The organism is Kitasatospora sp. NPDC059160, assembly GCF_042755465.1.
Lineage (GTDB): Bacteria > Actinomycetota > Actinomycetes > Streptomycetales > Streptomycetaceae > Kitasatospora.
The window spans coordinates 1-23,533 of sequence record NZ_JBHZCN010000108.1; the positions used below are offsets into that span (position 1 = coordinate 1).

The 23,533-nt window shown below is 74.9% G+C and carries 21 protein-coding genes; 10 read left to right on the plus strand and 11 right to left on the minus strand.

Translation table 11 applies throughout. The features are described 5' to 3' along the window. Window positions 1-322: 322 nt before the first annotated feature. Both ACFXOZ_RS34090 and ACFXOZ_RS34095 read right to left on the minus strand, forming a co-directional pair. Window positions 323-1,000, minus strand: a complete 678-nt coding sequence (locus ACFXOZ_RS34090; RefSeq protein ID WP_380593770.1) for a DUF6461 domain-containing protein — start codon at window positions 998-1,000, stop codon at window positions 323-325. Window positions 1,001-1,456: 456 nt separating this feature from the next. Then, window positions 1,457-2,968, minus strand: coding sequence for a purine-cytosine permease family protein (locus tag ACFXOZ_RS34095; protein WP_380593772.1), 1,512 nt, complete (start codon window positions 2,966-2,968; stop codon window positions 1,457-1,459). A gap of 71 nt (window positions 2,969-3,039) precedes the next feature. Here ACFXOZ_RS34095 and ACFXOZ_RS34100 point away from each other — a divergent pair, with 71 nt between their 5' ends. The 5 genes from ACFXOZ_RS34100 to ACFXOZ_RS34120 all read left to right on the plus strand — a co-directional run bounded on the left by ACFXOZ_RS34100 (window position 3,040) and on the right by ACFXOZ_RS34120 (window position 9,509). After that, a complete protein-coding gene (locus ACFXOZ_RS34100) occupies window positions 3,040-3,726 on the plus strand; it encodes a TetR/AcrR family transcriptional regulator (RefSeq protein WP_380593774.1) in 687 nt (228 codons plus the stop codon). A 57-nt stretch (window positions 3,727-3,783) separates the two neighbouring features. Further along, a complete protein-coding gene (locus ACFXOZ_RS34105) occupies window positions 3,784-5,481 on the plus strand; it encodes an amidohydrolase (protein WP_380593776.1) in 1,698 nt (565 codons plus the stop codon). Window positions 5,482-5,806: 325 nt separating this feature from the next. Next, a complete protein-coding gene (locus tag ACFXOZ_RS34110; RefSeq protein ID WP_380593778.1) occupies window positions 5,807-7,204 on the plus strand; it encodes an erythromycin esterase family protein in 1,398 nt (465 codons plus the stop codon). A gap of 144 nt (window positions 7,205-7,348) precedes the next feature. After that, the gene (locus tag ACFXOZ_RS34115; protein WP_380593780.1) at window positions 7,349-8,146 is read left to right on the plus strand and encodes a hypothetical protein; all 798 of its coding nucleotides are present in this window, start codon (window positions 7,349-7,351) and stop codon (window positions 8,144-8,146) included. A 232-nt stretch (window positions 8,147-8,378) separates the two neighbouring features. Next, on the plus strand, window positions 8,379-9,509 hold the full coding sequence (locus tag ACFXOZ_RS34120) for an MFS transporter (RefSeq protein WP_380524783.1): 1,131 nt from the start codon (window positions 8,379-8,381) through the stop codon (window positions 9,507-9,509). An 80-nt stretch (window positions 9,510-9,589) separates the two neighbouring features. Here the strand turns inward: ACFXOZ_RS34120 and ACFXOZ_RS34125 are convergent, their stop codons facing one another. Continuing rightward, window positions 9,590-10,558, minus strand: a complete 969-nt coding sequence (locus ACFXOZ_RS34125) for an alpha/beta hydrolase (RefSeq protein ID WP_380593782.1) — start codon at window positions 10,556-10,558, stop codon at window positions 9,590-9,592. Window positions 10,559-10,599: 41 nt separating this feature from the next. Here ACFXOZ_RS34125 and ACFXOZ_RS34130 point away from each other — a divergent pair, with 41 nt between their 5' ends. Further along, window positions 10,600-11,082, plus strand: coding sequence for a MarR family winged helix-turn-helix transcriptional regulator (locus tag ACFXOZ_RS34130; protein ID WP_380593784.1), 483 nt, complete (start codon window positions 10,600-10,602; stop codon window positions 11,080-11,082). 69 nt (window positions 11,083-11,151) lie between these two features. Here the strand turns inward: ACFXOZ_RS34130 and ACFXOZ_RS34135 are convergent, their stop codons facing one another. Beyond that, a complete protein-coding gene (locus ACFXOZ_RS34135; protein WP_380593786.1) occupies window positions 11,152-14,271 on the minus strand; it encodes a phosphocholine-specific phospholipase C in 3,120 nt (1,039 codons plus the stop codon). A 299-nt stretch (window positions 14,272-14,570) separates the two neighbouring features. Here ACFXOZ_RS34135 and ACFXOZ_RS34140 point away from each other — a divergent pair, with 299 nt between their 5' ends. Beyond that, window positions 14,571-15,014, plus strand: coding sequence for a hypothetical protein (locus ACFXOZ_RS34140; protein WP_380593788.1), 444 nt, complete (start codon window positions 14,571-14,573; stop codon window positions 15,012-15,014). A gap of 42 nt (window positions 15,015-15,056) precedes the next feature. Here the strand turns inward: ACFXOZ_RS34140 and ACFXOZ_RS34145 are convergent, their stop codons facing one another. Beyond that, entirely contained in the window at window positions 15,057-15,785 is a 729-nt protein-coding gene (locus ACFXOZ_RS34145; protein ID WP_380593790.1) for a DUF2306 domain-containing protein, read from the minus strand. A gap of 65 nt (window positions 15,786-15,850) precedes the next feature. Beyond that, window positions 15,851-16,888, minus strand: coding sequence for a medium chain dehydrogenase/reductase family protein (locus ACFXOZ_RS34150; RefSeq protein WP_380593792.1), 1,038 nt, complete (start codon window positions 16,886-16,888; stop codon window positions 15,851-15,853). Window positions 16,889-17,000: 112 nt separating this feature from the next. Here ACFXOZ_RS34150 and ACFXOZ_RS34155 point away from each other — a divergent pair, with 112 nt between their 5' ends. Continuing rightward, window positions 17,001-17,642 (plus strand): TetR/AcrR family transcriptional regulator, encoded by a 642-nt coding sequence (locus tag ACFXOZ_RS34155; protein ID WP_380593794.1) that lies wholly within the window; start codon window positions 17,001-17,003, stop codon window positions 17,640-17,642. A gap of 105 nt (window positions 17,643-17,747) precedes the next feature. On the opposite strand, the gene ACFXOZ_RS34160 is transcribed toward ACFXOZ_RS34155, so the two are convergent. Beyond that, complete coding sequence (locus ACFXOZ_RS34160; protein ID WP_380593796.1) at window positions 17,748-18,962, minus strand: amidohydrolase; 1,215 nt, start codon at window positions 18,960-18,962, stop codon at window positions 17,748-17,750. Window positions 18,963-19,081: 119 nt separating this feature from the next. Between ACFXOZ_RS34160 and ACFXOZ_RS34165 the strand changes: the two genes are divergently transcribed. Next, entirely contained in the window at window positions 19,082-19,606 is a 525-nt protein-coding gene (locus tag ACFXOZ_RS34165) for an HPP family protein (protein ID WP_380524778.1), read from the plus strand. A 176-nt stretch (window positions 19,607-19,782) separates the two neighbouring features. On the opposite strand, the gene ACFXOZ_RS34170 is transcribed toward ACFXOZ_RS34165, so the two are convergent. Together ACFXOZ_RS34170 and ACFXOZ_RS34175 are read right to left on the minus strand one after the other, a co-directional pair. Beyond that, window positions 19,783-20,550 carry a maleylpyruvate isomerase family mycothiol-dependent enzyme gene (locus tag ACFXOZ_RS34170; RefSeq protein ID WP_380593798.1) on the minus strand — a complete coding sequence of 256 codons (768 nt, stop codon included), beginning with the start codon at window positions 20,548-20,550 and terminating at the stop codon, window positions 19,783-19,785. A gap of 1 nt (window position 20,551) precedes the next feature. Further along, window positions 20,552-21,091 carry an SRPBCC family protein gene (locus ACFXOZ_RS34175; RefSeq protein WP_375886039.1) on the minus strand — a complete coding sequence of 180 codons (540 nt, stop codon included), beginning with the start codon at window positions 21,089-21,091 and terminating at the stop codon, window positions 20,552-20,554. A gap of 262 nt (window positions 21,092-21,353) precedes the next feature. Between ACFXOZ_RS34175 and ACFXOZ_RS34180 the strand changes: the two genes are divergently transcribed. Further along, window positions 21,354-22,325, plus strand: coding sequence for a LysR family transcriptional regulator (locus ACFXOZ_RS34180; RefSeq protein ID WP_380593800.1), 972 nt, complete (start codon window positions 21,354-21,356; stop codon window positions 22,323-22,325). Here the strand turns inward: ACFXOZ_RS34180 and ACFXOZ_RS34185 are convergent. Together ACFXOZ_RS34185 and ACFXOZ_RS34190 are read right to left on the minus strand one after the other, a co-directional pair. After that, a complete protein-coding gene (locus ACFXOZ_RS34185; RefSeq protein WP_380527645.1) occupies window positions 22,300-22,701 on the minus strand; it encodes a hypothetical protein in 402 nt (133 codons plus the stop codon). The genes ACFXOZ_RS34180 and ACFXOZ_RS34185 overlap by 26 nt on opposite strands. 18 nt (window positions 22,702-22,719) lie before the next feature. Next, window positions 22,720-23,490 (minus strand): GNAT family N-acetyltransferase, encoded by a 771-nt coding sequence (locus ACFXOZ_RS34190; RefSeq protein ID WP_380527647.1) that lies wholly within the window; start codon window positions 23,488-23,490, stop codon window positions 22,720-22,722. Window positions 23,491-23,533: the final 43 nt, after the last annotated feature.

A 23,533-nucleotide genomic window follows, 5' to 3' on the forward strand; every position in this document is an offset into this window, starting at 1 on the left:
TCCGGGACCGTGAAGATGGTGCGGCGCTTGGGCGGGCTGCCCTTCGAGGACTTCCCGTACCGGACGAACATCGCCCCGTGGCGTCCGTACTGCGGAGTGAGCCGATCGGCACCCCTGCAAGGGAGTTGTACTCGACGGAACCTCCCGATCGGCACATGTGCGGGCGGCTGGCCGCAGGCGAGGATGACGGTCATCGGGGCCCCGCCGGTGGGGCTCCGGGAGGGAGTCCGCCATGACCGTCATGACCGCCATCACCGCCGCCGCCATCAGCACCGTCACCGTCGCGCCGCTGTCGTTCCCGCCGGCGTCCCCGCCGCCGGGCTCAGTGCAGTTCCAACCCTGGCCTGCCGCGCACCACGTACGCCGGCAGCCGTACCTCCCCCAGGACGGCCCGGGGCAGGCGCAGCCCGAAGCGCCGCCCGACAGCGCCGAGGGTCCGCCGCCGGGCCCCGGAGGCGGGCGCCCGCCCGGGGGTGCAGGAGGTGACGCCGTCCGCTTCCAGGACGTTCGCGGCGATTAGCTCCGGTACGAGCAGATCGGGCTGCCGGCCCCAGCGCCACCGCTCCTCCCCCAGCCCGAAGCCGCACAGCACGGCGCCGTCCCGGGCGTAGTCGAGCAGGGCGGGCGGCTGCTCCGGCATCGGCCGGAAGTGCACCACCTCCACGCCCTCGCGCGCTATCTCGGTGAGCAGTTCGCCGCCGGTGGAGTCCCCGTACTCGATCGCGAAGGACCAGCCGTCCGCCTCGCCGACCCGGATCACGCCGTCGCCGTCGTCACCGGGCCGGTAGACCTCGATGTCCAGGTCCCAGATCTCCCGCCCGCTGATCGGCCCGGTGGCCGCAGCCGGGTCGGCCCCCATCCGGCGGGCGAGTTCCTCCGGCGGGATCCCACGGGCGAACACCACTCCGCTGACCTCGCCACCGGCATCCGCCAACCACTGGATGCCCTCACCGTCCTGCTCCTCGGCCCCGCGCGAACCCTCACCGACGACGCCGATCATGACGCCCCTCCCCTCGCGCCGGCCCTGAAATGGCCAGGCGCAGCCGGTCCGCACCCTAACCGAGATCGCCGACAGCCAACGCCGATCGGCCGGACGGAGAGGCAGCCCGGCGGAGTAACTCAGCTAGGGCGCACCACCGTTCGCCCAGCACCCCCGTCGGTTCGCCCTGACCGGGACGGTCGAAGTAACCTCCGAGCCCCTCGCCCGCCTCCGGACCGCCGCGCCCTTCCCCATGCTCCGCAACGGCACCATCGACGAACCTCGGCCCACCACCTCGACCTGATTCACCGAGACGGAACGGAGGACGACCGGGCAAGGCCGACACGGGAAGTCGGATCTGCCGACTTCCCGCGCGACGTACCAACGGACCGCCCACCGAACTGCTGTGGCTGCGGCTGCGGCTGCGGCTGCGGCTGCGGCTGCGGCACAGACCGTACAGGCCCGACCGCCCCGACCTCAGGCCTGCCCCCGCGACACCACCCGTCGCATCAGCAGGGCGTAGACCACGGCGGCGACCGCGATCCCGGCCGGGAGGGCCAGGTCCACGCCGGTCAGCGCCGCGATCGGGCCGGTGTAGAGCGTGTCGACACAGAGGGCCGAGGCTGTCACGCCTGCCAACAGGGCGAGCGCACCGGCCGGGTTGACGCCGGCGCGGTACCAGAACGGGCTGCCCGGCGACTCGTCGGTCAGTGCCCGCCCGTCGTAGCGGTTGCGGCGCAGCAGGATGTCCACGGCGTAGATGGCGGTGCTGGGGCCGAGGAGGACGACGGTCAGCTGGAGCACGTTGCTGACCGTGTCCAGGAAGTTGGAGACCAGCAGGGCGTAGAGGGTCAGCGCGACGGCGACCGTGCCGTCCACCAGCACGCTGAGCGTGCGGCGGATGCGGATGCCGACGGCCTGGAGGGCGAGGCCGGCGCTGTACGCGGTGAGGGCGTTGACGGCGACGGTGCCGATGACCAGTGAGAGGAGGAAGACCGGGTTGAACCAGCCGGGCAGGATCGTCCGGAGCGCCGCCTGGGGGTCGGTCATGTCGACGGCGGTGGCCCCGAGCACGCCCAGTCCGCCGACGACGACGCTGGGCAGGAAGCCGCCGAGGGCGGTCCAACCGAGCACGGCACGCGGGGAGGTGTCGGCCGGCAGGTAGCGGGAGAAGTCGGCGCTGGTGGTGTACGAGAGCGGCCCGGAGGCGATCAGGGTGACGCCGGCCAGGACGGCCGCCCACGTCCCGCTGCCACTGAGCGGCTGCGGCTGGCTCCAGCCGAAGTCGGCGTGCCGGAGGATCGCGTACCCGACGACGGCGAAGGCGGCGGCGAGGACGAGGGTGATCGGCAGGTACAGCCGCACGATCACAGCGTGCCCGTACACGCTGATGGTCAGCGTGACCACCACGATCGCGATCACGATGGCGATCTTGATCGGGGTGTCCGGGGTGATCCCGACCTGCTCGGCGAGGGAGAACGCCGCGACGGCGGCCGCCGCGAGGTTCAGTGCGAAGTAGCAGACGGAGATCATCCAGCCGGTGACGGCGTTGTTCACCCGGTTGCCCCGGACGCCGTACAGCGCCCGCGTGATCACCTCGCTGGGCGCGCCGGCGGCCGGTCCGGAGACGGCCAGCAGTCCGGTGCCCAGCCAGAACAGGTTGCCGACCACCACCACCGCGAAGGCCTGCCACAGGCTGAGGCCGCTCAGCACCAGGGCGCCGCCGACCACCAGATTGAGGTAGTTGACGCTGGCCGCCGCCCAGACCGCGAAGAGCTCGCGGGCGCGGCCCCTCCGTTCCGTCTCGGGGATGTGGTCGATGCCGTGGACCTCGACCCGCCCGGCCGCCCGATCCTGTGGGGGCTGCGCGGACTGGCCGGACTGGCCGATCTGGCTGAGCTGCACGGACTTCGGGGACTGCGCGGACTGCGGGAGCGGTGGTCCGATGGGGGAGTCGGACTGGGGGTGGTCCGGGAGCGTGGACGCCATTGGGGGCCCTCCGTGGGGGTGTCGTGCCCACCTGCTTGCTTATTGGTCGCACACTCAATAGCATCCGGCACATGACGTCAAGCGTTCAGCGCAAACGGATCCGGAAGTCCCCCGACGACCGCCGCGCGGAGATCGTCGAGGCTGCGGCCACCGTCGCCCTCACCGAGGGCCTGGAGTGCATCACCCTGCGCCGGATCGCCGAGCAGCTCGACGTCAGACCCGGTCTGATCAGCCACTACTTCCCGGCCGTGGAGGACTTGGTCGCCGAGGCCTTCGGCAGCGCCGCCACCGCCGAACTGGAGTCGCTGCTGCCCGCCGACCCGCCGGACGGCCGCTCGCTCAACCACCTCGCCCGCTTCTTCGCCCGCACCACCGGCCCGGCGTACGACGACATGAGCCGGCTCTGGCTCAACGCCCGCCACCTCAGCCGCTACCGGCCCGTCCTGCGCGAGCGCGTGCTCGGCCAGGAGTCGCTGTGGCGCGGCCGGCTCACCGGCGTCGTCCGAGCGGGCGTCGAGCGGGGCGAGTTCCGCACCGAGGACCCGGGCCTCACCGCCGTCCGGATCCTGGTGGTGATCGACGGCCTCGCCTCCCATGCCAACACCGGTCTGGGCAACCACCCCTCGGCCGTCATCCGACTGGCGGCCGCCACCGCCGAACGTGAACTCGGCCTGGCGGAAGGCTCACTGGCCCTCGCCACCGAGCCGGAATCCCCCACCGCCGCCGAGCCCGGATCCCGCACCGAAGAACAGTCCTGACCCCGTTCCCCCTCCCCTCCCCCTCCCTCCCCACCCCGCACCACCGCTGGAGTCGACGTGCGCACCTCCCTGGTCCTCCTCTCCGCCCGCCTGCTCGACCCCGCGTCCGGCGGCTTCCTCCCGCAGAGCGCGCTCGCCGTGGTCGACGGCCGGATCGCCGCCCTGGGCGACGACCGGACGATCCGCGAACTCGCCGACGCCACAACGACGGTGATCGACCTCAAGGGCGCCGTGGTCACCCCCGGCCTGGTCGACGGCCACCTCCACCCGGTCACCGGCGCCGAGCTCACCCACGGCCTGGACCTCTCCGGCTGCACCGACCTGCCGTCCGTCCGCGCCGCCCTCGCCGCCGAGGTCGAGGCCCTCGGCCCGGGCGCCTGGCTGCACGCCTGGGGCCTGGACCCGAACGTCTTCGGCGACCGCCCGGTCGAGTCCGCCGCCCTGGCCCCCGTCCTCGACGGCGTCCCCGCGCTGCTCCAGCTCTTCGACGCCCACTCCATGCTCGCCAGCCCGCGCGCCCTGGAGCTGGCCGGCGTGGACGGTCCGCGCACCTTCGCCCAGGCCGCCGAGGTGGTCTGCGACGCCGCCGGCCGTCCCACCGGCCTGCTGCTGGAGGACGCGGCCTGCGAACTGGTCGAACGCGCCGCCCCCCGGCCCACCCGCACCGAGCGCCGTGAGCGCCTGGCCGCCGCCCTGCGCGCCATGGCCGCGAACGGCCTCACCGGCGGACACGCGATGGACGCGGGCGGCGACAGCCTCGCCCTCTACGCCGAGCTCGACGAGGCGGGCGACCTGCCACTGCGCCTGCGGGTCGCCCCCTGGTGCCAGCCCGGCGTGGACCGGGACGGGCTCGACGAACTGGTCGAACTCCAGAGCCGCAGCGGGAAATTGTGGCAGGTGGACGGCGTCAAGCTGTTCATGGACGGCACGATCGACAACGGCACCGCCTGGCTGGAACGCCCGGACTGCCACGGCGAGTCCACCCACGCCTTCTGGCCCGACCCGTCGCACTACACCCAGGTGATCGGGCAGCTGCACCGGGCCGGCGTACCGACGGCCACCCACGCCATCGGCGACGCCGCCGTCCGCCACGCCCTCGACGCCGTCGAGCAGGCCACCGCGACGGCCGGCACCGCGACCACCGCCCCGACCGCCACCGCGACCATCCCGGCCACCCCGGCCCCGGGAGCAGCCGCCCGAACCGCCCCCGTCCGGCACCGGATCGAGCACATCGAGACCGTCCCGGACGAGGTGGTGCGCCGCTTCGCCGAGCTGGGCGTGATCGCCTCCATGCAGCCCACCCACTGCTGCGACTTCACCCGCGCCGACCACACCGACAACTGGTCCCGCCGCCTGGGCGAGGAGCGCGCCGACCGGGCCTGGCGCTGCCGCGACCTGTGGGACGCGGGCGCCACCGTCGTCCTGGGCTCCGACTGGCCGATCGCCCCCTACCCGCCGCTGGGCGTCATGGCGGGGGCCCGCCACCGCCGCCCCACCCGCGACCTCGGCCAGCCCCCGCACAACCCCCGCCAGGCCCTCACCGCCCTGGAGGCGCTGCGCGCGATGACCGTCAACCCGGCTTTCGCGGCGGGTGAGGAGCAGGTGGCGGGCCGGATCGCGGTCGGCCACCGGGCCGACCTCACCGTCCTCGCCGCCGACCCGCTCACCACCCCCGCCACCGAGCTCGCCGAGGTCCCGGTCCTGCTCACCGTCCTGGACGGCCGCCCCACGCACCGCGCCGACCGGCTCTGCTGACCCCAAGCACCCCAAGCACCCCAAGCACCCCAAGCACCCCAAGCACCCCAAGCACCCCAAGCACCCCAAGCGCCCCAAGCACCCAGCGCACCCGGAGCAGGGCGTGCCCGACGCCCTCCCACCGCCTACCAGCCGCCCGCCCATCCGTCCAGGTGGCCCCAGGGGAACCGTCCAGGTGCCCCCAAGGGGCCCGGGTGGGTGGGGGCTGCCCCCCGAAGAACCTGGCGGCCCTCCCCAGCGCGCCCGACCCCCTCCTCGGCGGAGGATTCTCTCACCGGCCCACACCGCCGGACGAGTTGAAACGACAAGCCGTGGAGTAGCCATCATGACCGTGACCCGGACCCCGATCGACCGACGGACCCTGCTGACCGCCACCACGGTGACGGCGACGGCCGCCCTGCTCATCCCGGCGACGGCCGCCACCGCCACCGCAGCCACGGCCGGCACCGCGGCCGCCGGCCCGACGGCCTCCCGGCCGGTCCCGGAGACCGCGGCGGTCTCCGCCGAACTCGACCGGATCGCCCACCCGTTGCGCTCCACCGAGCCCGACGCCCCGGCCGCCGGGCTGCGGGCGCTGGGCGCGATGATCGGTGACGCCCGGGTGGTCGGCCTGGGCGAGGCCACCCACGGCTCCCACGAGTTCTTCACCATGAAGCACCGGGTGTTCCGCTACCTGGTCGAGGAGAAGGGCTTCACCACCTTCGCCCTGGAGGCCAGTTGGTCGGCGGGCCTGCTGATCGACGCGTTCGTGCAGGGCCAGGGCGACGGCGACGCCCGTACGCTGGTCCGCCGGGTGATGGCCGGATCGCCCTGGCAGCGGCGCGAGTTCGCCGACCTCATCAGCTGGATGCGGGCGTACAACCGGAGCGGCCCTCAGCACCCGGTCCACTTCGTGGGCACCGACCTCGGCTTCCCCGGGATCGGCGAGCAGCCCTTCTCCGAGGTCACCGCCTACCTGCGGAAGGCCGCCCCCGCCTCGCTGTCGAGCGTCGAGCAGTCCTACGCCGCCCTGCGGCCGTTCACCGACGCCATCGGCTACATCAGCCGCACCCCGCTGCCCGAGCGCCGGCGCAACGCGGACCTGGCGCAGCAGGCGCTGGACCTGGTCGCCGCCGCCGGCCGGGACGGCGACGCGGACTACGAGTGGGCCGTCCAGCACGCCCGCAACATCGCCCGGACCTTCGCCTTCACCACCATGCAGGTCGACGACAGCGGCTCCGTCGTCGCCGCCCAGGTGCTCCGCGACCGGGCGATGGCCGACAACACCCTGTGGTGGCAGCGCCGCCACGGCGGCAAGGTGCTGCTCTCCGCGCACAACGGCCACGTCGGCTACCGGTCCAGCGACCCGGTCCTCTACCCCACGCCGCAGGGCGCCCACCTGCGCGAGGCACTCGGCGCCGGCTACGTCGGCATCGGCTTCACCTTCGGCAGCGGCTCCTTCCTCACCGAGGCCGACCCCTTCGCCGACGACTGGCGCAGCACCACCGTGCCGCCGGCCACCCTCGGCATGAACGAGTACCTCCTCGACCGGGTCCGCCCCCGCGACTACTACCTCGACCTGCGCCAGGCCCCGCCCGCCGCCCGCACCTGGCTGGACACCGCCCGCCCCACCTACGACGCCGGCACGACCTTCACCAGCACGCCGCTGCCCACCCTCGCCCTCGGCGGCAGCTACGACGTGCTGATCCACCTCCACCGGGTCCGCGCGGCCGACAAGCTCTGAGCGCCCCCTCTCCCCCGGCCTCAGCCCGCGGCGCGCACCAACCGTTCCGCTGCGGAGGCGGTCTGACATGATCGTCCCCCCATCGTTCCCGGCGGCCCCACCCGGCCGGGGGCGACTCGACGGCGAGGAACAGCGGAACCGGTCATGAGCAGCAGGAACAGGTCGGCCCGCACCGCCCGGCAGTCCCGCACCGCCCGGCAGTCCCGCACCGCCCGGCAATCCAGCACCGCCCGGCAATCCCGCACCGCCCGGCAATCCCGCACCCCCCGGCAATCCCGCACCGCCCGGCAATCCCGCACCCCCCGGCAATCCGGCACCGCCCGACAGTCCGCCACCGCCCGGCAATCCGCGACCGCCCGACAGTCCGCCACCTCCCTGCGGCAACCGCAGAGCCGGGGCGCGGGCTTCCTGGCCCTGCTCGTCCTCGGTGCGGCGGCCGTCGCCCTCGGCCTCCTGGGCGGCCGGGCCGCCGGCACCGCCTTCGCCTACGCGGCCCGCCTCAGCGGCCGACCGGGCGAGCTGACCGTGGAGCACTGCTGGGGCGACAACCCGGCGAAGCCCGGGCTGATCACCTCCTGCGCCGGTGCGTTCCGCTCCGACGACGGCCGAACGGTGGTCGAGGGCTCGCCGATCGACGGCGCCCACCACCTCGGCGCCGTCCTGCCCGTCGAGTACGGCGACGGCGGCTCCCACAGCACGGGCCTCGCCTACGCGACCGGCGACCTGGCCGGACTGCTCGCCGTGATCCCGGTCGCCGCGTTCGGCCTCTGGCTGCTCTGCCTGGCCGTCGGCACCCTGCCGACCGGCGGCCGGCTCCCGGCCGGGCTGTTCCCGCAGCACAACAAGGCGGTGCGCCGACTCCTGTGGGCCGGCCTCGGCTGCTTGCTGGCGGCCGGCGTCTGCCTGCTGGTCGGTGTCGTCGGCTGGGCCGCGACGCCCTGACCCGGCCCACGCACGGTCGGCCGCCGGGCCGACGGCGGTGCCGGGAGGCCCCGGAGGCGCCACCGTCCAGGTGCCGGGCGGGCGTACGGCCGGTCGGCCCAGTGCGCGCCCGTACGCCGTGGGCCCGTACGGCCCGGGTGCCTATCGTGGGTTGGTGACTGATCATCGGACTGCCGGTCCCGTCGTCTCCCCGGTGGGCTACCTGCTGGCCGCCTTCGCCTTCGCGGTCTGCATGACCGGGACCACCCTGCCCACCCCGCTGTACGGGCTCTACCAGGAGCGGATCGGCTTCTCCGAACTGACGGTGACGGTGGTGTTCGCCGTGTACGCCTTCGGGGTGATCGGGGTGCTGCTGCTGGTCGGGAACGTGTCCGACGCCGTCGGGCGCCGTCCCGTGCTGGTGTTCGGGCTGGTCGGCGCGGCCTGCAGCGCCGTCGTGTTCCTGGCCGCGGACAGCGTGCTGCTGCTCTGCCTGGGGCGGCTGCTGTCGGGGCTGTCGGCGGGGGTGTTCACCGGCACCGCCACGGCGTACGTGCTGGAGCTGGCACCGCCGGGCCGCCGGGGACGGGCGGGCTTCGTCGCGACGGCCGCCAACATGGGCGGCCTGGGCTGCGGCCCGCTGGTGGCGGGGCTGCTCTCCCAGTACGCGCCGTACCCCTTGGTGCTGCCCTTCGTGGCGCACCTGGTGCTGCTCGCCGCCGCCTTCGGCGTGCTGCTGCGACTGCCGGAGACGGTGGTCGGCGCCCGTCCGCTGCGCACCGCCCGACCGGTCCGACCCAGCCTGCCGCCGGAGGTGCGGCGGGTGTTCGTGCCGGCCGGGATCGCGGCCTTCGCCGGGTTCTCCCTGCTGGGGCTGTTCACCTCGGTCGCCCCGGCCTTCCTCGCCGAGGGGCTGGACGTGCACAACCGCGCGGCGGTCGGCCTGATCGTCTCGTCGGCCTTCCTGGCCTCGACCCTCGGTCAGCTGCTCGTCCCCCGGCTGGGCACGGCGCGGGCCGTACCGCTGGGCTGCCTGGTGCTGATCGCCGGTCTGGCGCTGCTGGCGGGTTCGCTGGCGTGGGCCGTCCTGGCGCTGCTGGTGTCGGCCGCGCTGGTGGGCGGCGCCGGGCAGGGCATGGGGCTGCGCGGCGCGGTGGGCGAGGTCGCCGCCGCGAGCCCGGCGGAGCACCGCGGCGGGGCGCTCTCGGCCCTCTTCGTGGTCGGCTACTTCGGCATCTCGGTCCCGGTGATCGGCGTCGGGCTGCTCACCGGGCCGCTCGGGCTGGCCCACGCCGGTCTGGTGTTCGCCGCCTGCATGGGCCTGCTGGCCGCCGCCTCCGGCGCCTACCTGCTGCGCCTGGCGCGGGCCGGCGCCGCGGTCTGACCCCTAGCCCGACCCCGACCCCGACCCCGACCCGCGCCTGCTCAGCCCCGGCCCGCGCCTACGCCGCCAGGGCTCCGCACCTACTCCACCGAGGTCCCCGCGGCGGTTACGGCCCGCCCGGCCCGGAGCCGCTGGCGCAGGAAGAGGGCGGCGCGGTCGAGGGCCTCGTCCGCCTCGTCGAGGACGCCGGCGAAGGCCTGGAACACGTGCGGCACGTCGGCGGTGACGTCGAGGATGACGTCCACGCCCGCCTCGCGCGCCCGCGCGGCGAGGCGGGTGGAGTCGTCCAGCAGCAGTTCGTTGGCGCCGACCTGGATCAGCATCGGGGGGAACCCGGTCAGGTCGGCGTGCAGGACCGGGCTGAGCAGCGGCTGCCGCGGGTCGGCCCCGCCGAGGTACATGGCTCCGGTGCGGTCGAGGGCGGCGCGGGTGAAGATCGGGTCGATGCCCTCCTTGGTCCGGATGCTCTCGCCGCTCCGGGTGGCGTCGAGGCCCGGGGAGAGGACCAGTACGGCGGCGGGCAGCGGCAGGCCCGCGTCCCGGGCGGCGAGGCAGGTGGTGACGGCGAGTCCGCCGCCGGCGGAGTCGCCCGCGAGGACGATGGCGGCCGGGTCCCCGCCGCGGTCGAGGAGGGCCCGGTAGGCGCTCAGGCAGTCCTCGACGGCGGCCGGGAAGGGGTGCTCGGGGGCCAGCCGGTAGTCCGGTGAGTACGCCTCGACCCCGGTCCTGGCCACCAGGTTCCCGGTCAGCGAGAGGGCGGTCTCGGGGGAGCCGAAGACCCAGCCGCCGCCGTGGAAGTACAGGATCGTCGCGTCCGTCCCGCCTTCCGGAGCAGGATCCGAACCGTCCCCCTCCGGGCCCTCGGGCCGGACCCGCAGGGCCGGCCGGCCGCCGAGGGTCGTCGGCTCGGTGCGGATGGCGTCGTGGGGCACGATCATCCCCGCCATCAGGGCCCGGAAGCCGGCCCTGATCTCCTCCACCGACCGGGGCCCGGTGGGCGCCGGCTGCCGCAGCATCGCGTCGACCCGGCTGCGCTGTTCCCTGCTCATGGCACACTCCTGGCTGAGTAGCTTCCCGTACACTATATGCCGTGGAAGATACATTGAACGGCGCCCGCTCCGCAGCCGGCCTCGCCGGGTTCTTCGCCGACCTGGTGCGGTGCGAGACGCGGCTGTACAACGCCCTCAACGACCGGCTCCGCGAGCGGCACGGGATCGTCACCTCGCAGTACGAGTTCCTGGGCTACCTGCACCGCCACCCCGGGTGCCGGGTGGCCGACCTCGCCGCCGAGTTCGCCATCGGCGTCGGGGCGACCAGCAAGGGCGTCGACCGCCTGGAGAAGCAGGGGTGGGCCGCCCGGCGGCCGAACCCGGCGGACCGCCGGTCCTCGCTGCTGGTCCTGACCGACGAGGGCACCCGGCTCGTCGAGGCAGCGGAGCGGACCGTCACCGAGGGCCTGGCCGAGCTGCTCGCGGACACCCTCGACGCCGCCGCGCTGGCCGCCGCGGCCGGGGCCCTCGCCACCCTGCGCGCCGCCCTCGAACGCGACCAGGTCGGCATCCCCACGGGCTGAACCGCCCCGCCCACGGCCGGGAACGGCGACCGCGCCGGTCGCGACGACGACCGGCGCGGCGCGCCCGGCTCAGCCCGTGATCGGGCGGGTGTCCAGCCGGATGTGGTCCACCGCCCAGTACCAGTTGTTGCCCGCGTCGTACATCCGGAACTTCAACGTCACCGAACGCGCGCCCGCCGGCACCGCGAACTGCCGGACGACCTGGACGTTCTGGGCGTCCTTGCCCGCGTTGTCGTTGCCGGTGGCGTCCGCGCTGTAGAAGACCAGCCGGGTCTCGGTCCCGTTGTCGAACACCGCGGTGACGGCGGCCTTCTGCGGGGCCTCCTGGCGGTAGTGCGAGTCGAAGGCCAGGTGGAGGGTGGCGGTGCCGGCCGGGACCGGGACGGCGGGCGAGACCAGGGTGGAGTCGAAGACGCCCTTGCGGGACGGCGAGCCGGTGTCGTCCCAGTCGTCCGGGTCGGCGACGGCGACGACGCCCAGGGCACGGCCGAAGTTGCCGCGGTCCTGCCCGGCGGGCACGGTCCACTCGCGCTTGGTGTGGAAGGTCCAGCCCTGGAGCCGGACGGTGCCCTGCGGCATGCCGGGGGCGTTGACCACCGACCAGCCCTCGGGCGCCCGGGCGGTCCAGCCGAGCACGCCGCCCTCCGGCCGGAGCGCACCGGCCAGCGATTCGAAGTCCTCGTCCAGCAGGTGGCCGGTCATCACCGGGGCCGGGCGGGCGGCGAGTTCGCCGTCCGCGACGGCGAAGCGGCCGCCGGCCAGGGCACGGGCGGTGACCAGCAGGCGGTGGGTGGCGCCGGCGGGCAGCTGGGCGGGCGGGGTGACGTCCCAGACCGCGGTCGCGGTGGCACCGGCGGCGAGGGCGGCGGGCGGCGCGGTGACGGCGGTGGCCGTCCAGCCGGGCGGGAGCAGCGGCCGGGCCTCGAAGCGGGTGAGCGCCTCGGTGGCGGCGAAGGTCGCGGTGACCCTGGCCGGGCGGCCGGGCAGCAGGACCGGCTCGTCGATGGTGGTGGAGGCGGCGCCGAGGGCGACGTTCACGGTGAGCGGGTCGGCCAGGCCCAGGACCGGGTCGGTGACGGTGCGGTCGTCCCACGGGAAGCGGCCGGCGATCCGGCGGCGGAAGCCCAGGTCGTCCAGGACGCCCACCGCGACGTCGTACCAACCCTCGGGCCCCACGGCGACGTTGACGGTCCGGTCGTCGCCGGCCGGGACCCGCACCTCGCGCAGTCCGTCACCGTAGGCGAGATCGCCGACCAGGAAGGTCCGGGCGGTGCGCGAGCGGTTGATGACGTCGACCTCCAGCACCTTGCCGCCGCGCTCCTCGGAGAGCGACACCTCGTACGCCGAGTCGGTGTCGCCGCGCAGGTGCCACAGCGCGCCGTTGGGGCCGTGCACCCGCAGGTCGTAGCCCTGCGGCCCGACCTTCCAGACGTCCGACAGCCGGCTCTTCGCCGCCACCGTGTAGTACCGGGGCGCCTCGCCGGGGGCCGGGTAGAGCGCGAACACCGCGCCCTGGCGGCCCTGGTTGACGAAGTCCAGGGTCAGTTCGTCGCCCTTGAGCCGCGGCTTGACGAGCAGGTCGTACGGAGCGGGGCGGGCGGAGCGGGTGCCGCGCTGCTGCTGCGGGAAGGTCTGCGGGCTGGGCACGGCGGGGGCGGGCAGCTTGCCGGTGTCGACCACCTTCTGCCGGTTGCCGCTGGTGTCGGGCAGCTGCGGCCAGACGGGGTTGCGGCCGGAGAAGTCGAAGACCTGGGTCAGGTCGCCGCAGACCGAGCGCCGCCAGGGGCTGATGTTGGGCTCCTGGACGCCGAAGCGCTGCTCCAGGAAGCGCAGCACGGAGGTGTGGTCGTAGACGGTGGAGTCGACCACGCCGCCGCGGGTCCACGGCGAGACCACCACCATCGGCACCCGTACGCCCAGGCCCATCGGGTAGGGGCCGGAGAGCAGGGTCTCCCCGGCGGGCAGGGTGTCGGACCAGCCGAGCGTGCCGTCGGCGGCCTTCACCCGGTACCGGCCGTCCTGGCCGACCACCCGGTGGTAGGTCTTCCCGGCCTTGCCCACCCGGACCACGACCTCGCCGTCCACCGGCACGTTGGACCTGCCGCGCCCGGCGGCCAGCGGCGGGACGGGCGGCAGCTGGTGGTCGAAGAAGCCGCCGTGCTCGTCGTAGTTGAGGATGAAGACGGTCTTCTGGAACACCTCCGGCCTGGCGGCCAGCGCCGACAGCAGCCGGGCGGTGAGGTGCTCGCCGTTCGGCGGCGCGTAGTTGGCGTGCTCGGAGAGCGCGGCCGGGGCGACGATCCAGGACACCTGCGGCAGCCGGTCGGCCTGGACGTCGGCGGTGAAGGCCTCGACCAGGGCGTCGCCCATCGCGAACGGGTCGTCCTTCTTCGCCGGGTCGCCGACGGCCCGCATGCCGCGCTCGTACAGCGGCTCACCGGGCTTGGCCTTGACGAAGGGGGCGAACCAGGCGAGCGCGTTGTCGTCGAAGTTGTCGAGGGCCTGGTAGGTCTTCCAGCTGACGCCGGCCCGCTCCAGGCGCTCGGCGTAGGTGGTCCACTCGTAGCCGCCGGGGATCTCGGTGTTGTCGGTGACCGGGGTGTCCCGCACGGTGCCGCCGCTGGTCCCGGTCATCAGGTGTTCGCGGTTGGTGTTGGTGTTGCACTGCACGGACGCGTAGTAGGCGTCGCAGACCGTGAACACCGAGGCCAGCGCGTGGTAGAAGGGCATGTCCGCGGACTCGTAGTAGCCCTGGCCGAGCCAGCCGGAGGAGCGGCGGGTGACCGAGCCGTCGGCCCGGCCGTCGTTCCAGGCGTTCATCGAGTCGACGAAGCCGAAGGCGGGCGCGCCCTGCTGGTAGGCGTTGGTGTGGGCGGCGTTCATGGCGAAGGGCAGCAGGTGGCCCTCCTTGCGGCTCGGGTCCGGCTGGTGGAACACCGAGCGCCCGTCGACGCCGCGCACGGCGGTGCGGTCCCCGAAGCCCCGGACACCCGCCAGGGTGCCGAAGTAGTGGTCGAACGCGCGGTTCTCCTGCATGAACACCACGACGTGCTCGATGTCGGCCAGCCGTCCGGGCCGGGCCGGCGCGGCGAGCGCCTGCTGGACGCTGAGCGGGAGGGCGGACAGCACCGCGGCCGCCGCCGCGCCGCCGAGGAGGCTGCGGCGCGACAGTTCGGGCTTCGGACTCATGGGGTGGGGCTCCTTGCTGACGGACTGGGGGGCTCCGGCACCGGCCCGGGAGCGGCCGTTCGTGTCGGACCCGTCAGGTCTACGAGACCGAGGTGGACGCAGCGGCGGAGTCCGGTGTCCGGCCGGTGGCCGTCAAGAAACCCGGAGCTGTACAGACAACTTGACGCCCGATGATCAACCGCCGGACCGATGCGCCGACGGCCTCCACCGCGCCCGCGGCATCCTCTACGCTGACGCCAGGCCCGGGGCAGCAAGCCCCGGCCGCCGGACCGATGCGCACCGACACCGGGGGGAACCGCGTGATCCGTGTACAGCACCGCACCTACACCCTGATCCCGTGGCCGTGGCGGGTGATGTCCTGGGCCCAGGCGCCCGAGGGGCTGGAGTTCACCCTCTACGACATCGCCGACCCGGTCCTGCCGCCCCTGCGCGGCGTCGCGGTGCCCGGCACCCCGGAGGAGGCCGCCCGCTGGAAGGTCGGCCACGACGCCTACCTGAGCCTGCTGCGCGAGGCCGAGGAGACCGTCCGGCACGCCCACGGCGTGCGCTGCCGGCCCGGGTTCATGGTCGACATGCGCTCGGTGCGCCTGCGGCGCTACGACCTGATGCCCCACCGCAGGTCCCGCTCCCGGCGGCTGTTCGCCGAGTGCCTGGACCGGATGCGCACCTACGAGGAGGCCTACCGGCCGATCCTGACGGAGATCGAGGCCCGCATCGCGGCGGCCGCCGCCGACACCGCCTGACCGACGGCCGGCCGGCTCGGCCCGGACGGCCGCTCGGGCCGGTCAGGCCCGCTGGGCCGTCGAGGCCGCCGTGCCCGCCGTGCCCGCGACGGCCACCGGGGCGGAAGCGTCGCGCCGCCGGCGGGTCGAGCGCTCCAGCGTCCGGTGCACGATGACGTACTCCGCGACGAGCACGTTGCCCAGGACTGCCGCCCAGCCCGCCGCGGTGTACACGTCCCGGAACGTCAGGGACGGGACGACCTCCGCCAGCGCCAGGCCGGCCAGGAGGTAGATCCGCAGGGTCACCGCGGCGAAGGTCAGGGCGTAGTTCCGGATCATCCAGATCCGGTGCAGCTGCACCTCGCCGCGCCGGATCGTCCGGTAGGCCTGGGCCGCGGTGTACAGCCACGCCGCCGTCAGCAGGAAGAAGGCGACCTGGAGCGGGAAGCCGCTCGGCGACACCGTGCTGGCGTAGAGGGCCGCGGCCGAGGCGGCCACCACGGAGACCAGGTACACCCGGCCGGCGATCCGGTGCAGCCGGGGGTAGCGGGTCCGCAGGCGCGGCACGAACTGCAACGGCCCGATGATCAGCGTCAGTCCGGCCGGCCCCGCGTGGACGACGAGGCTCGCGTAGTAGCCGACGATGCTCCGGTCGATGGGCGCGTACGAGGATCCGGTCAGGTACGGCGGGACGAAGACGGCCGCGATGCCGACCGCCGACACCGCCATCAGGCCCCACAGGGACCACCACCAGCGGCGGCGGACGGTCCGGGCGGCAGCTGGGTCGACCATGGGTGGAGCTCCAATCCTGGTGCGGCAGAAGGGGTTTCGGGCATCCGGCCGACGCCGGCCCCCGACTAGGGGACGATGACGACCTTGCCCGCGACGGTGCGCGACTCGGCCAGGGCGAGCGCGGCCGCGGCCTCGTCGAGCGGGAACTCGGCGGCGATCTGGGCGGTGAGCGTGCCGTCGGCGAGCAGGGCCAGCACCTGGGTGAGGTCCTCGCGCAGCCGGGCCCGGAAGGCCGCCGGGCGGCGCTTGCCCGCCCAGAAGTTGTAGAAGTGCGCGGACCGGCCGTTGGGCAGGTTGTTCCACAGCGCCAGCCGGGCGAACAGCTTCAGCACCGGGAGCCGGGAGTTGCCGGCCTCGTCCTTGGTGGCGGCGGTGCCGTAGGACACCAGGACCCCGCCGCGGCGCAGCAGCGACCAGGACTGCTCCAGTCCGGCGCCGCCGACGTGGTCGAACACCGCGTCGACGCCGTCCGGCGCGAGCTCCCGGATGCGCCGGTACAGCTCGGGGTCGCGGTAGTCGACCGGGGTCGCGCCCAGGGCGCGGACGGTGTCGTGGTGCCGCCCGGAGGCCGTGCCGATCACCGTGATCCCGGCGTGCCGGGCCAGTTGGACCAGGGTCGAGCCGACGCCGCCGTTGGCGCCGAGCACGACGATCGTGCCGCCCCGGCGCACCTTCGCGGTCCGGTGCAGCATCTGCCAGGCCGTCACGCCGTTGACCACGACGGTCTCCGCGTCGGCGGCCGTCACGCCGTCCGGCACCGGGACGACGTCGGCGGCGTCGAGCAGCAGGTGGCTGGCCCAGGCGCCGGTCTTGGTGACGGCGGCGACGCGGCGGCCGACCATCGCGGGGTCGACGCCGGGGCCGGTCGCGACCACGGTGCCGACCACGTCGTAGCCGGGCACGAAGGGGAAGGGCGGCTGGTCGTAGTACTTGCCGCGGCGCATCTGCTGCTCGGCGAAGGAGACCCCGGTGGCGTCCATCCGGAGCAGTACGTGGCCCGCGCTCGGCGGCGGGAGGTCGCGGGTGCGCAGCCGCAGGCCGCTCGGCTCGACCTCGCCCGGCAGGACGACCTCGGTGGCGTGGGTGACGACGGCGTTGTTCACGGTGTGCTCCGTTCGGCTCTGCGGTGCGGTGGCTACAGCCGTAAAGTTACACACGTAAGCTCACGACTGACAAGAGCTGCCGTTCGTAAGTTTTCACCTGTAAGCTCACGCCATGGGAAACGAATCGAGCACAGCCCCCGTCCGCGCCCGCAACCGTCGCGGGGAAGGCGCCCGCCTGCGCGAGGACATCGTGGCCGCCGCGGTCGAACTGCTCGACGAGGCCGGCACCGAGACCGCCGTCACCCTGCGCTCGGTCGCCCGCCGGGTCGGCATCGCGGCCCCCTCGATCTACCGCCACTTCCCCGACCAGCCGGCCATCATGCTGGCCGTGGTGCGACAGGCCTTCGAACAGATGGAGGCCCGGCTGCGCACCGCCGTCGACGCGGCCGACGACGACCCCCGACAGCGGCTCACCGCCCTCTGCCACGCCTACCTGGCGTACTCCCGGGAGCACCCCGAGCGGTACCGCACCATGTTCGGCGGCGTCTGGGTGCCCGCGCTCCAGGACACCACCGTGACGCCGGAGGAGATGGGCACCCTCGGCCAGGAGCTGCTGCAGCTGTTCGTCGAGACCCTGGAGGCGTGCGTGGCCACGGGCGCGTCCAGCAGCGACGACGCGTTCGCGGACACCGTGGCCCTCTGGCTGGGCCTGCACGGGCTGGCCCACCAGCGGGCGGTCACGGTCGCCTTTCCGTGGCCGGAGGGGATCGCCGACCGGCTGATCGTCACGCTGGCGCACCTCAAGGCCGAGTAGTCGGACGGCCGGACAGTCGGGCGCCCGGAAAGCCGGACGCCCGGCACCGGACGAACCGGTGCCGGGCGCGGGCAGGCGGGGGCCACGCAGGGGCGGGGCCGAAGGTCAGCCGGTGAACCGCCCCTCGCGGGCCACCACGCGCCCCGCCCGGACGACGAGTTCGCGCGGCGGGAGGTCGACCACGACCTGCGGCAGGCACTCGCCGGTCAGCAGCATGAAGTCGGCCGGCGAGCCGGGCGCCAGGGTCACCGGCGGCAGGTCGAGCAGTTCGGCGCCGCCGTCGGCGGCCAGGGCGAAGCAGTCGGCGAGCTGCCCGTCGGTGCGGGCGTCGGTGGTCCAGCCGAGCAGGTGGGCGCGGTGCAGCAGGTCCGCGTTGCCGTACGGGCTCCAGGAGTCGCGCACGCCGTCCGACCCGAGGCCGACCCGCACGCCGTGCTCCCGCAGGACGCGGAACGGCAGCACCTGGTGGGCCGAGGGCGCGACGGTGGTCAGCCCGACCCCCGACCCTGCCAGCAGCTCGGCCAGTCCGGCCAGCGGCGGGCCGGTCAGCTCGGGCACGCAGAAGGCGTGGCTCACCACCACGCGCCCGGCGAGACCGGCCGCCGCGGTCCGCGCGGCGATCTCGCGCAGTGGGCCGAGGCCGCGCTCGCCCCGGTCGTGGAGGTGGATGTCGAGCCGCAGGCCGTACTGTTCGGCCAGGCCGAAGAGCAGGTCCAGCTGGGCGGGGCCGGTGCCGTCCGGGCCGCCGTCGAACCCGGCCGGGTCGATTCCGCCGATCGCGTCGATCAGCCCGCTCGCGGCCGCCTCGGCCAGCAGCTCACCCGCCCCGGGCGTGCGCCGCACCCCGTGCTGGGGGAAGGCGACCAGCTGGAGGTCCAGCGCGCCCGCCAGCCGCTCCCGCACCTCGGCGAGCCCGGTGACCCCGGCCAGGCCGAAGGCGGGGGCGACGTCCACGTGGGCACGGACGGCCCGGGTGCCACGGGTCACCGCGTGGGCCAGCAGCCGGTGGGCCCGCTCGGCGAGCGGGGTGCGCTGCCGCCGGTGGAGCTCGACGTCGCCCTGGACGTACTCGGGCAGCGAGCCGGCCGGGCGGCGGCTGTACCAGGGCTCGCCCCAGGCGGTCTTGTCGGGGTGGATGTGGGCGTCGACCAGGGTGGGCAGGGCGATCCGGCCGGCGCCCTCGACGATCTGCGGCACCGCGCCGTCCGGGACGCGCTCGGCGAGGACGCCGTCCACGGCGACCAGGTCGACGGCCTCGGCGGCGCCGAAGGGGCGGACGTCCCGGAAGACGGTGACGGCCGGTGGGGTGGGTGCGATCACGCGGTGCTCCTCGGATCCCGTCTCGACAATGTGCCCAGCAGGCAAAACGTCCTACCTCTCCTTCAACAGTCTGTTTATCATCGGCGGGTCCCCCGTCTTCCACCCGGAGCCACCCGCACATGCCCGCCCCGCCGTCCCCACCGCCCGCCCCCGGCATACCGCCCGCCACCGGCGCCCGCCCGCGGCCGCACCCGCTGCACGTGCTGCGGGACTCCGTCTACGCCGTCGGCGCCCTGCTCGTGCTGGTCGGGATCGGCGTGCTGCTCCACCAGCCGCTGCTGATCCCGCCCCTGGCGGCCAGCGCCGCACTGGTGCACGGCGCACCCGGGCTGCCGATCTCCCAGCCGCGCAACCTGATCGGCGGCCAGCTGCTGTCCGCCACGCTCGGCTACGCCACCCTGGCCGTCACCGGCAGCACCGCCTGGGGCGCGGCGATCGCCGCCGGACTGGCGCTCGGCGCGATGCTGCTCACCCACCTCTCGCACTCCCCCGCGGCGGCCACCGCCGTCATCGTGGTCCTGCAAGCCCCGCACCCCGTGCCCTTCCTGCCGCTGCTCGTCCTGGCCACCACCCTGCTGGTCGCCGTCGGCCTGCTGCCGGGCCGGATCGGCGGACACCCGGTCCGCTACCCACTCTCCTGGTGAACGGCGTACGGCGGGATCAACCGATCGGTCGACCCCGCCGTACGCCGTTCCGCTCCTCCGGGCCCGTCCCGAACAGCCCCTGGCCGGTCACCGGCATCACCCGTGCTGATGCCGGGCACCGCCCTCCGACGCCCCCGCCCGCGCCCGCGCCTCCGCCTCCGCCTCCTGAGCGGACCTCACCCCCAGCCGGGCACCGGCGGCAACGGCCAGGCCGGCAGCACCGCGGGCGCCGGCAACCCGCCGTCCACCCGCAGGGCCGCCAGCGGGCCGCGCCCGGCGAACCAGGCGAGCAGCGCGTGCCCGGGGCCGCTCACCACCGGGCCCGTCCCGCCGATCGCCCAGCCGAGGCCGAGGTCCTCGGCCTCCACCCGGGCCAGCGGCACCGCCCGTACGGCCAGGGCCGCGGCCGTCTCGGCCAGGGCCGCCCGGACGAACGCCGCGGGCCAGTCGGCCGGCCCGCGGCCGAGGCCCAGGTCGACCGCGTGCACCTCCAGCTCCCGCCAGGCCCGCCACAGCAGGTACCAGGCCGGGTGCCGCCAGCCCGCCAACGCCGGGACCAGGACGTCCCGGCGCCCGGCGGGCAGCTCGGCCGCGTCCCGCAGCAGCCCGTCCAGGCTGTCCCGCAGGTCGGCGGTCAGCGCTCCGGCGGCGCGCCCCGCGCCCGCGCGCAGTTGCCGGTCCAGCTCGGCGGCGTCGGCGCGCGGCCCGGGGGCGCGGCCGGTACGGGCCAGGGCGAGCATCCAGCGGTAGGCGTCGGCGCTGCGGGCGAGGTGGGTGAGCAGATGGCCCCGGCTCCAGCCGGGGAGCAGCGAGGGCTCACGGGCCTGCCGGTCGGTCAGCGGCGCCAGGTCCGCGCACAGGCGTGCCGCCGAGGCCCGGACCTCCGCGAGCAGCCCGTCGGGGTCCAGCGCACGCTCAAGCTCCGTACGTTCCAGCTCCGACACCTCAACCCACGCTCTCGGCCGCCGACTTGATGCCCTCCAGCGTCGCCGTCATCCCGGTCCGCAGCTCCCCCAGGCGGAAGGCGACGATCTTCTCCTCGGCCTCCGGCCGGGCGTCGATGGCCCGGGTGACCCCGCTGCGGCCCGGGCCGAGCAGCACCGAGTGCCGCACCCGGGTACCGCCGTCCTCGGGGCGCAGCTCGAAGCGCCACCGGGCCAGCGCACCGGTCGCGTCCGTCACCGGGGTGCCGAAGCGGCCGTCCACGTCCAGGACGGCCCAGGCGAAGGCGCGGTGCTCGACCAGCTCCACCACCTCGGAGACCGTCCGCCAATCGGGCATGCCCGCCCGGCGGTTGTACCCCTCGAAGCGGGCGCCCGGCGCGGGGCCGTCCGCGCCGGCCGCGCCGTCCAGCCAGGCGGTCCGCTGGAGCTCCGGGCTGTGCCGGGCGGGCAGCGCGATGTCGGTGACCAGCGCCCAGACCCGCTCCACCTCCGCCCGGACGAACACCTCGCAGTCCGTACCGGGACCATCGGCGTACCGCATGTTCCGTTCCCCTCCACTGCCCGACGTGACCGTGGGCCCGCGGGTACCTACGGGTCGGCACCCGCCCCGCCCCCGCCTCTACGCGTCCGGAGCGCCGCGAAGGCAGCGGGCGGGTTGCCGCCCTCCTGCGGGCCCTGCCGTCGATGATCGAGGCTGCCGGACTTCCAAGTCAATCCGCTGATTTCCTGGGGAACTTCCAAGGTCGGGCTTGGGTCGGGCCCCTTCTCGTGCCGTCCCGGACCCGGCAGTACCCTGGGCGTTCGTGACCCTCGACGACCTCCGCGTCTTCGCCGCCGTCTGCCGGGCCGGCTCGCTCAGCGCCGTCGCCCGCGACCTGGCGTGCAGCCAGTCCGCCGTCAGCCAGCACGTGAAGCGGCTGGAGCGCGAGCTGGGCCTCACCCTGATCGATCGGCACCCGCGCGGCGTGGTGCCCACCCAGGCCGGACGCCACCTGCAGACCGCCGTGGCCAACGGACTGGGCGGCATCGACCACGCGCTGCGCACCATCGCCGAACTCGCCCGCGGCGAGGGCGGATCGGTGCGGATCACCACCGGCGCCACCAGCATCCGGCACTTCATGTCCGCCGCCGTGGTCGACTTCCGCGAACGGTTCCCGCAGGTCAGCCTGGAGTTCCAGACCGGCGTCTCCAGCCGCAGCTGTCTGGACGCGCTCACCGCCGGCCAGGTCGACCTGGCCTGGATCACCCTGGGCACGCCCGTCCGCGGCATCGAGCAGCGTCCCGTCGCCGACCTGCCGTGGGTGCTCGCCGTGGCGGCCGCCGACCCGCTCGCCGCCCGGGAGCGCATCGAACCCGCCGACCTCCAGGACGCCCGGCTCATCGGGCTGCCGCAGAACTCGGTCTCCCGCTCCCAACTGGACGACTGGCTCGGCAAGTCGGGCATCCGCCCGGTCTTCGACACCAGCGTCACCGACTGGGACACGGCCATCCTGCTCGCCGAACTCGGCCTCGGCCACGCCGTCGTCCCCGCGCTCCCCGAGTGGCAGGGCCCCGGCCACCCCGGGCTCCGGCTGGTCCCGCTGCCCGACCTCCCGGGCCTCACCGTCGGCTGGGCCGCGCGCGAGTGGCTCACCCTGGGACCGCTCGCCCGGGCCTTCGCGGACACCGTCGCCGACCACTGCGGGCGGGCGGCGGCCGGGCCGGTCAGCCCCGCGGCCCCTCGTCGTACGCCGCCCGCGCCCCGGCCGGCTACTCCCCGCCCGAGTACTCCCTGACCGACCGCAGCCCGCCGCCGCCCAGGAGACGGGCCACCGGCAGGCCCTCGTCGCGGGACGTCACCGCCGACAGCCGCGCGAACTCCTCGGGCAGGACGTCCAGCAGGCTCAGCACCTGCTCGCCGGTCCGCAGTTCCAGCACCAGCTCGCAGCGCAACCGGGCCGGCAGTTCGGGACGGTGGGACAGCCCGTGCCACAGCGCCGCCCGCAGGTAGTGCCGCCCGTCGGGCGCCGCGTGCGCCCTCAGCCACGCCGGGTCCAGCCGCTGGGAGAGGCCGAGATCCACGGCGCGCTCCTCCAGTCGCAGCAGCGCCGGGGTGTCGACGGCCATCAGGTCACGGGGCAGGGCCCGCTCCGTGTTCAGGTCACCGTCCAATCGCCTGTCCCCCGGTCGTCAGCTCGTCTGGAAGGACAGGTTGCGGCCGATCTCGACGAAGCCCCGGCGCGCGTACCACGTGCGCGGCCAGTCGACCGCGTCCGCGAACAGGAACAGCCGCGGGATCCCGGCCGCCGCCGCCAGGGCCAGGCCGCTGGCCAGCAGGGTGTCCCCGTGACCGGCCCCGCGGTGCGGGATCGCGGTGACCAGGTCCTCCAACTGCGCCAGCCCGGCGGCCGGTTCGAGGTAGAGGTCGACCCAGGCGGCCACCTCGCCGTCCGCCGCCCGGGCCGCCAGGAAGTGCACCTGCTCGGCGCCGCGCCGCCTGGCCGGTCGGCGGTCGGTGAGCTGGCGGAGCAGCTCCGCCTCCTCGTACCACTCCCGCTGCTGCCGCAGCACGGGCTCCCGCAGTTCGGCGAACTCCGTCGGCAGGGCGGCCGGTTCGGGCAGTGCGCAGCCCGCCGTGCCCCTGGCCATGACCACCACGGCGCTGCGCGCGTACCCGGCCCCGGCCAGTACCGGCGCGGCCCGCTCGCCCCACGCCTCGTCCAGCACGGTGATCGCGTACTGCCGGCGCTGCCCGAGCCAGCGCGCCGCCAGCCCCGGCAGGGCCGCCGGGTCGGTGCCCGGCCCGGTGACGATCAGCTGGTTGTGCTCGTGGGAGCGCACGAACTCGGGGTTCCGTACGGCGAAGACCCCTGGGAACTCCGGCAGTTCGATGACCTCGGCCGCCTGGCGGCGGGCGAAGGCGACGTGGAAGGCGGCTACCCGCTCGAACAGATCGGACATCCCGCCATGATCGCCCGGCCCGCCACCGTCGGCCAAGCGAATA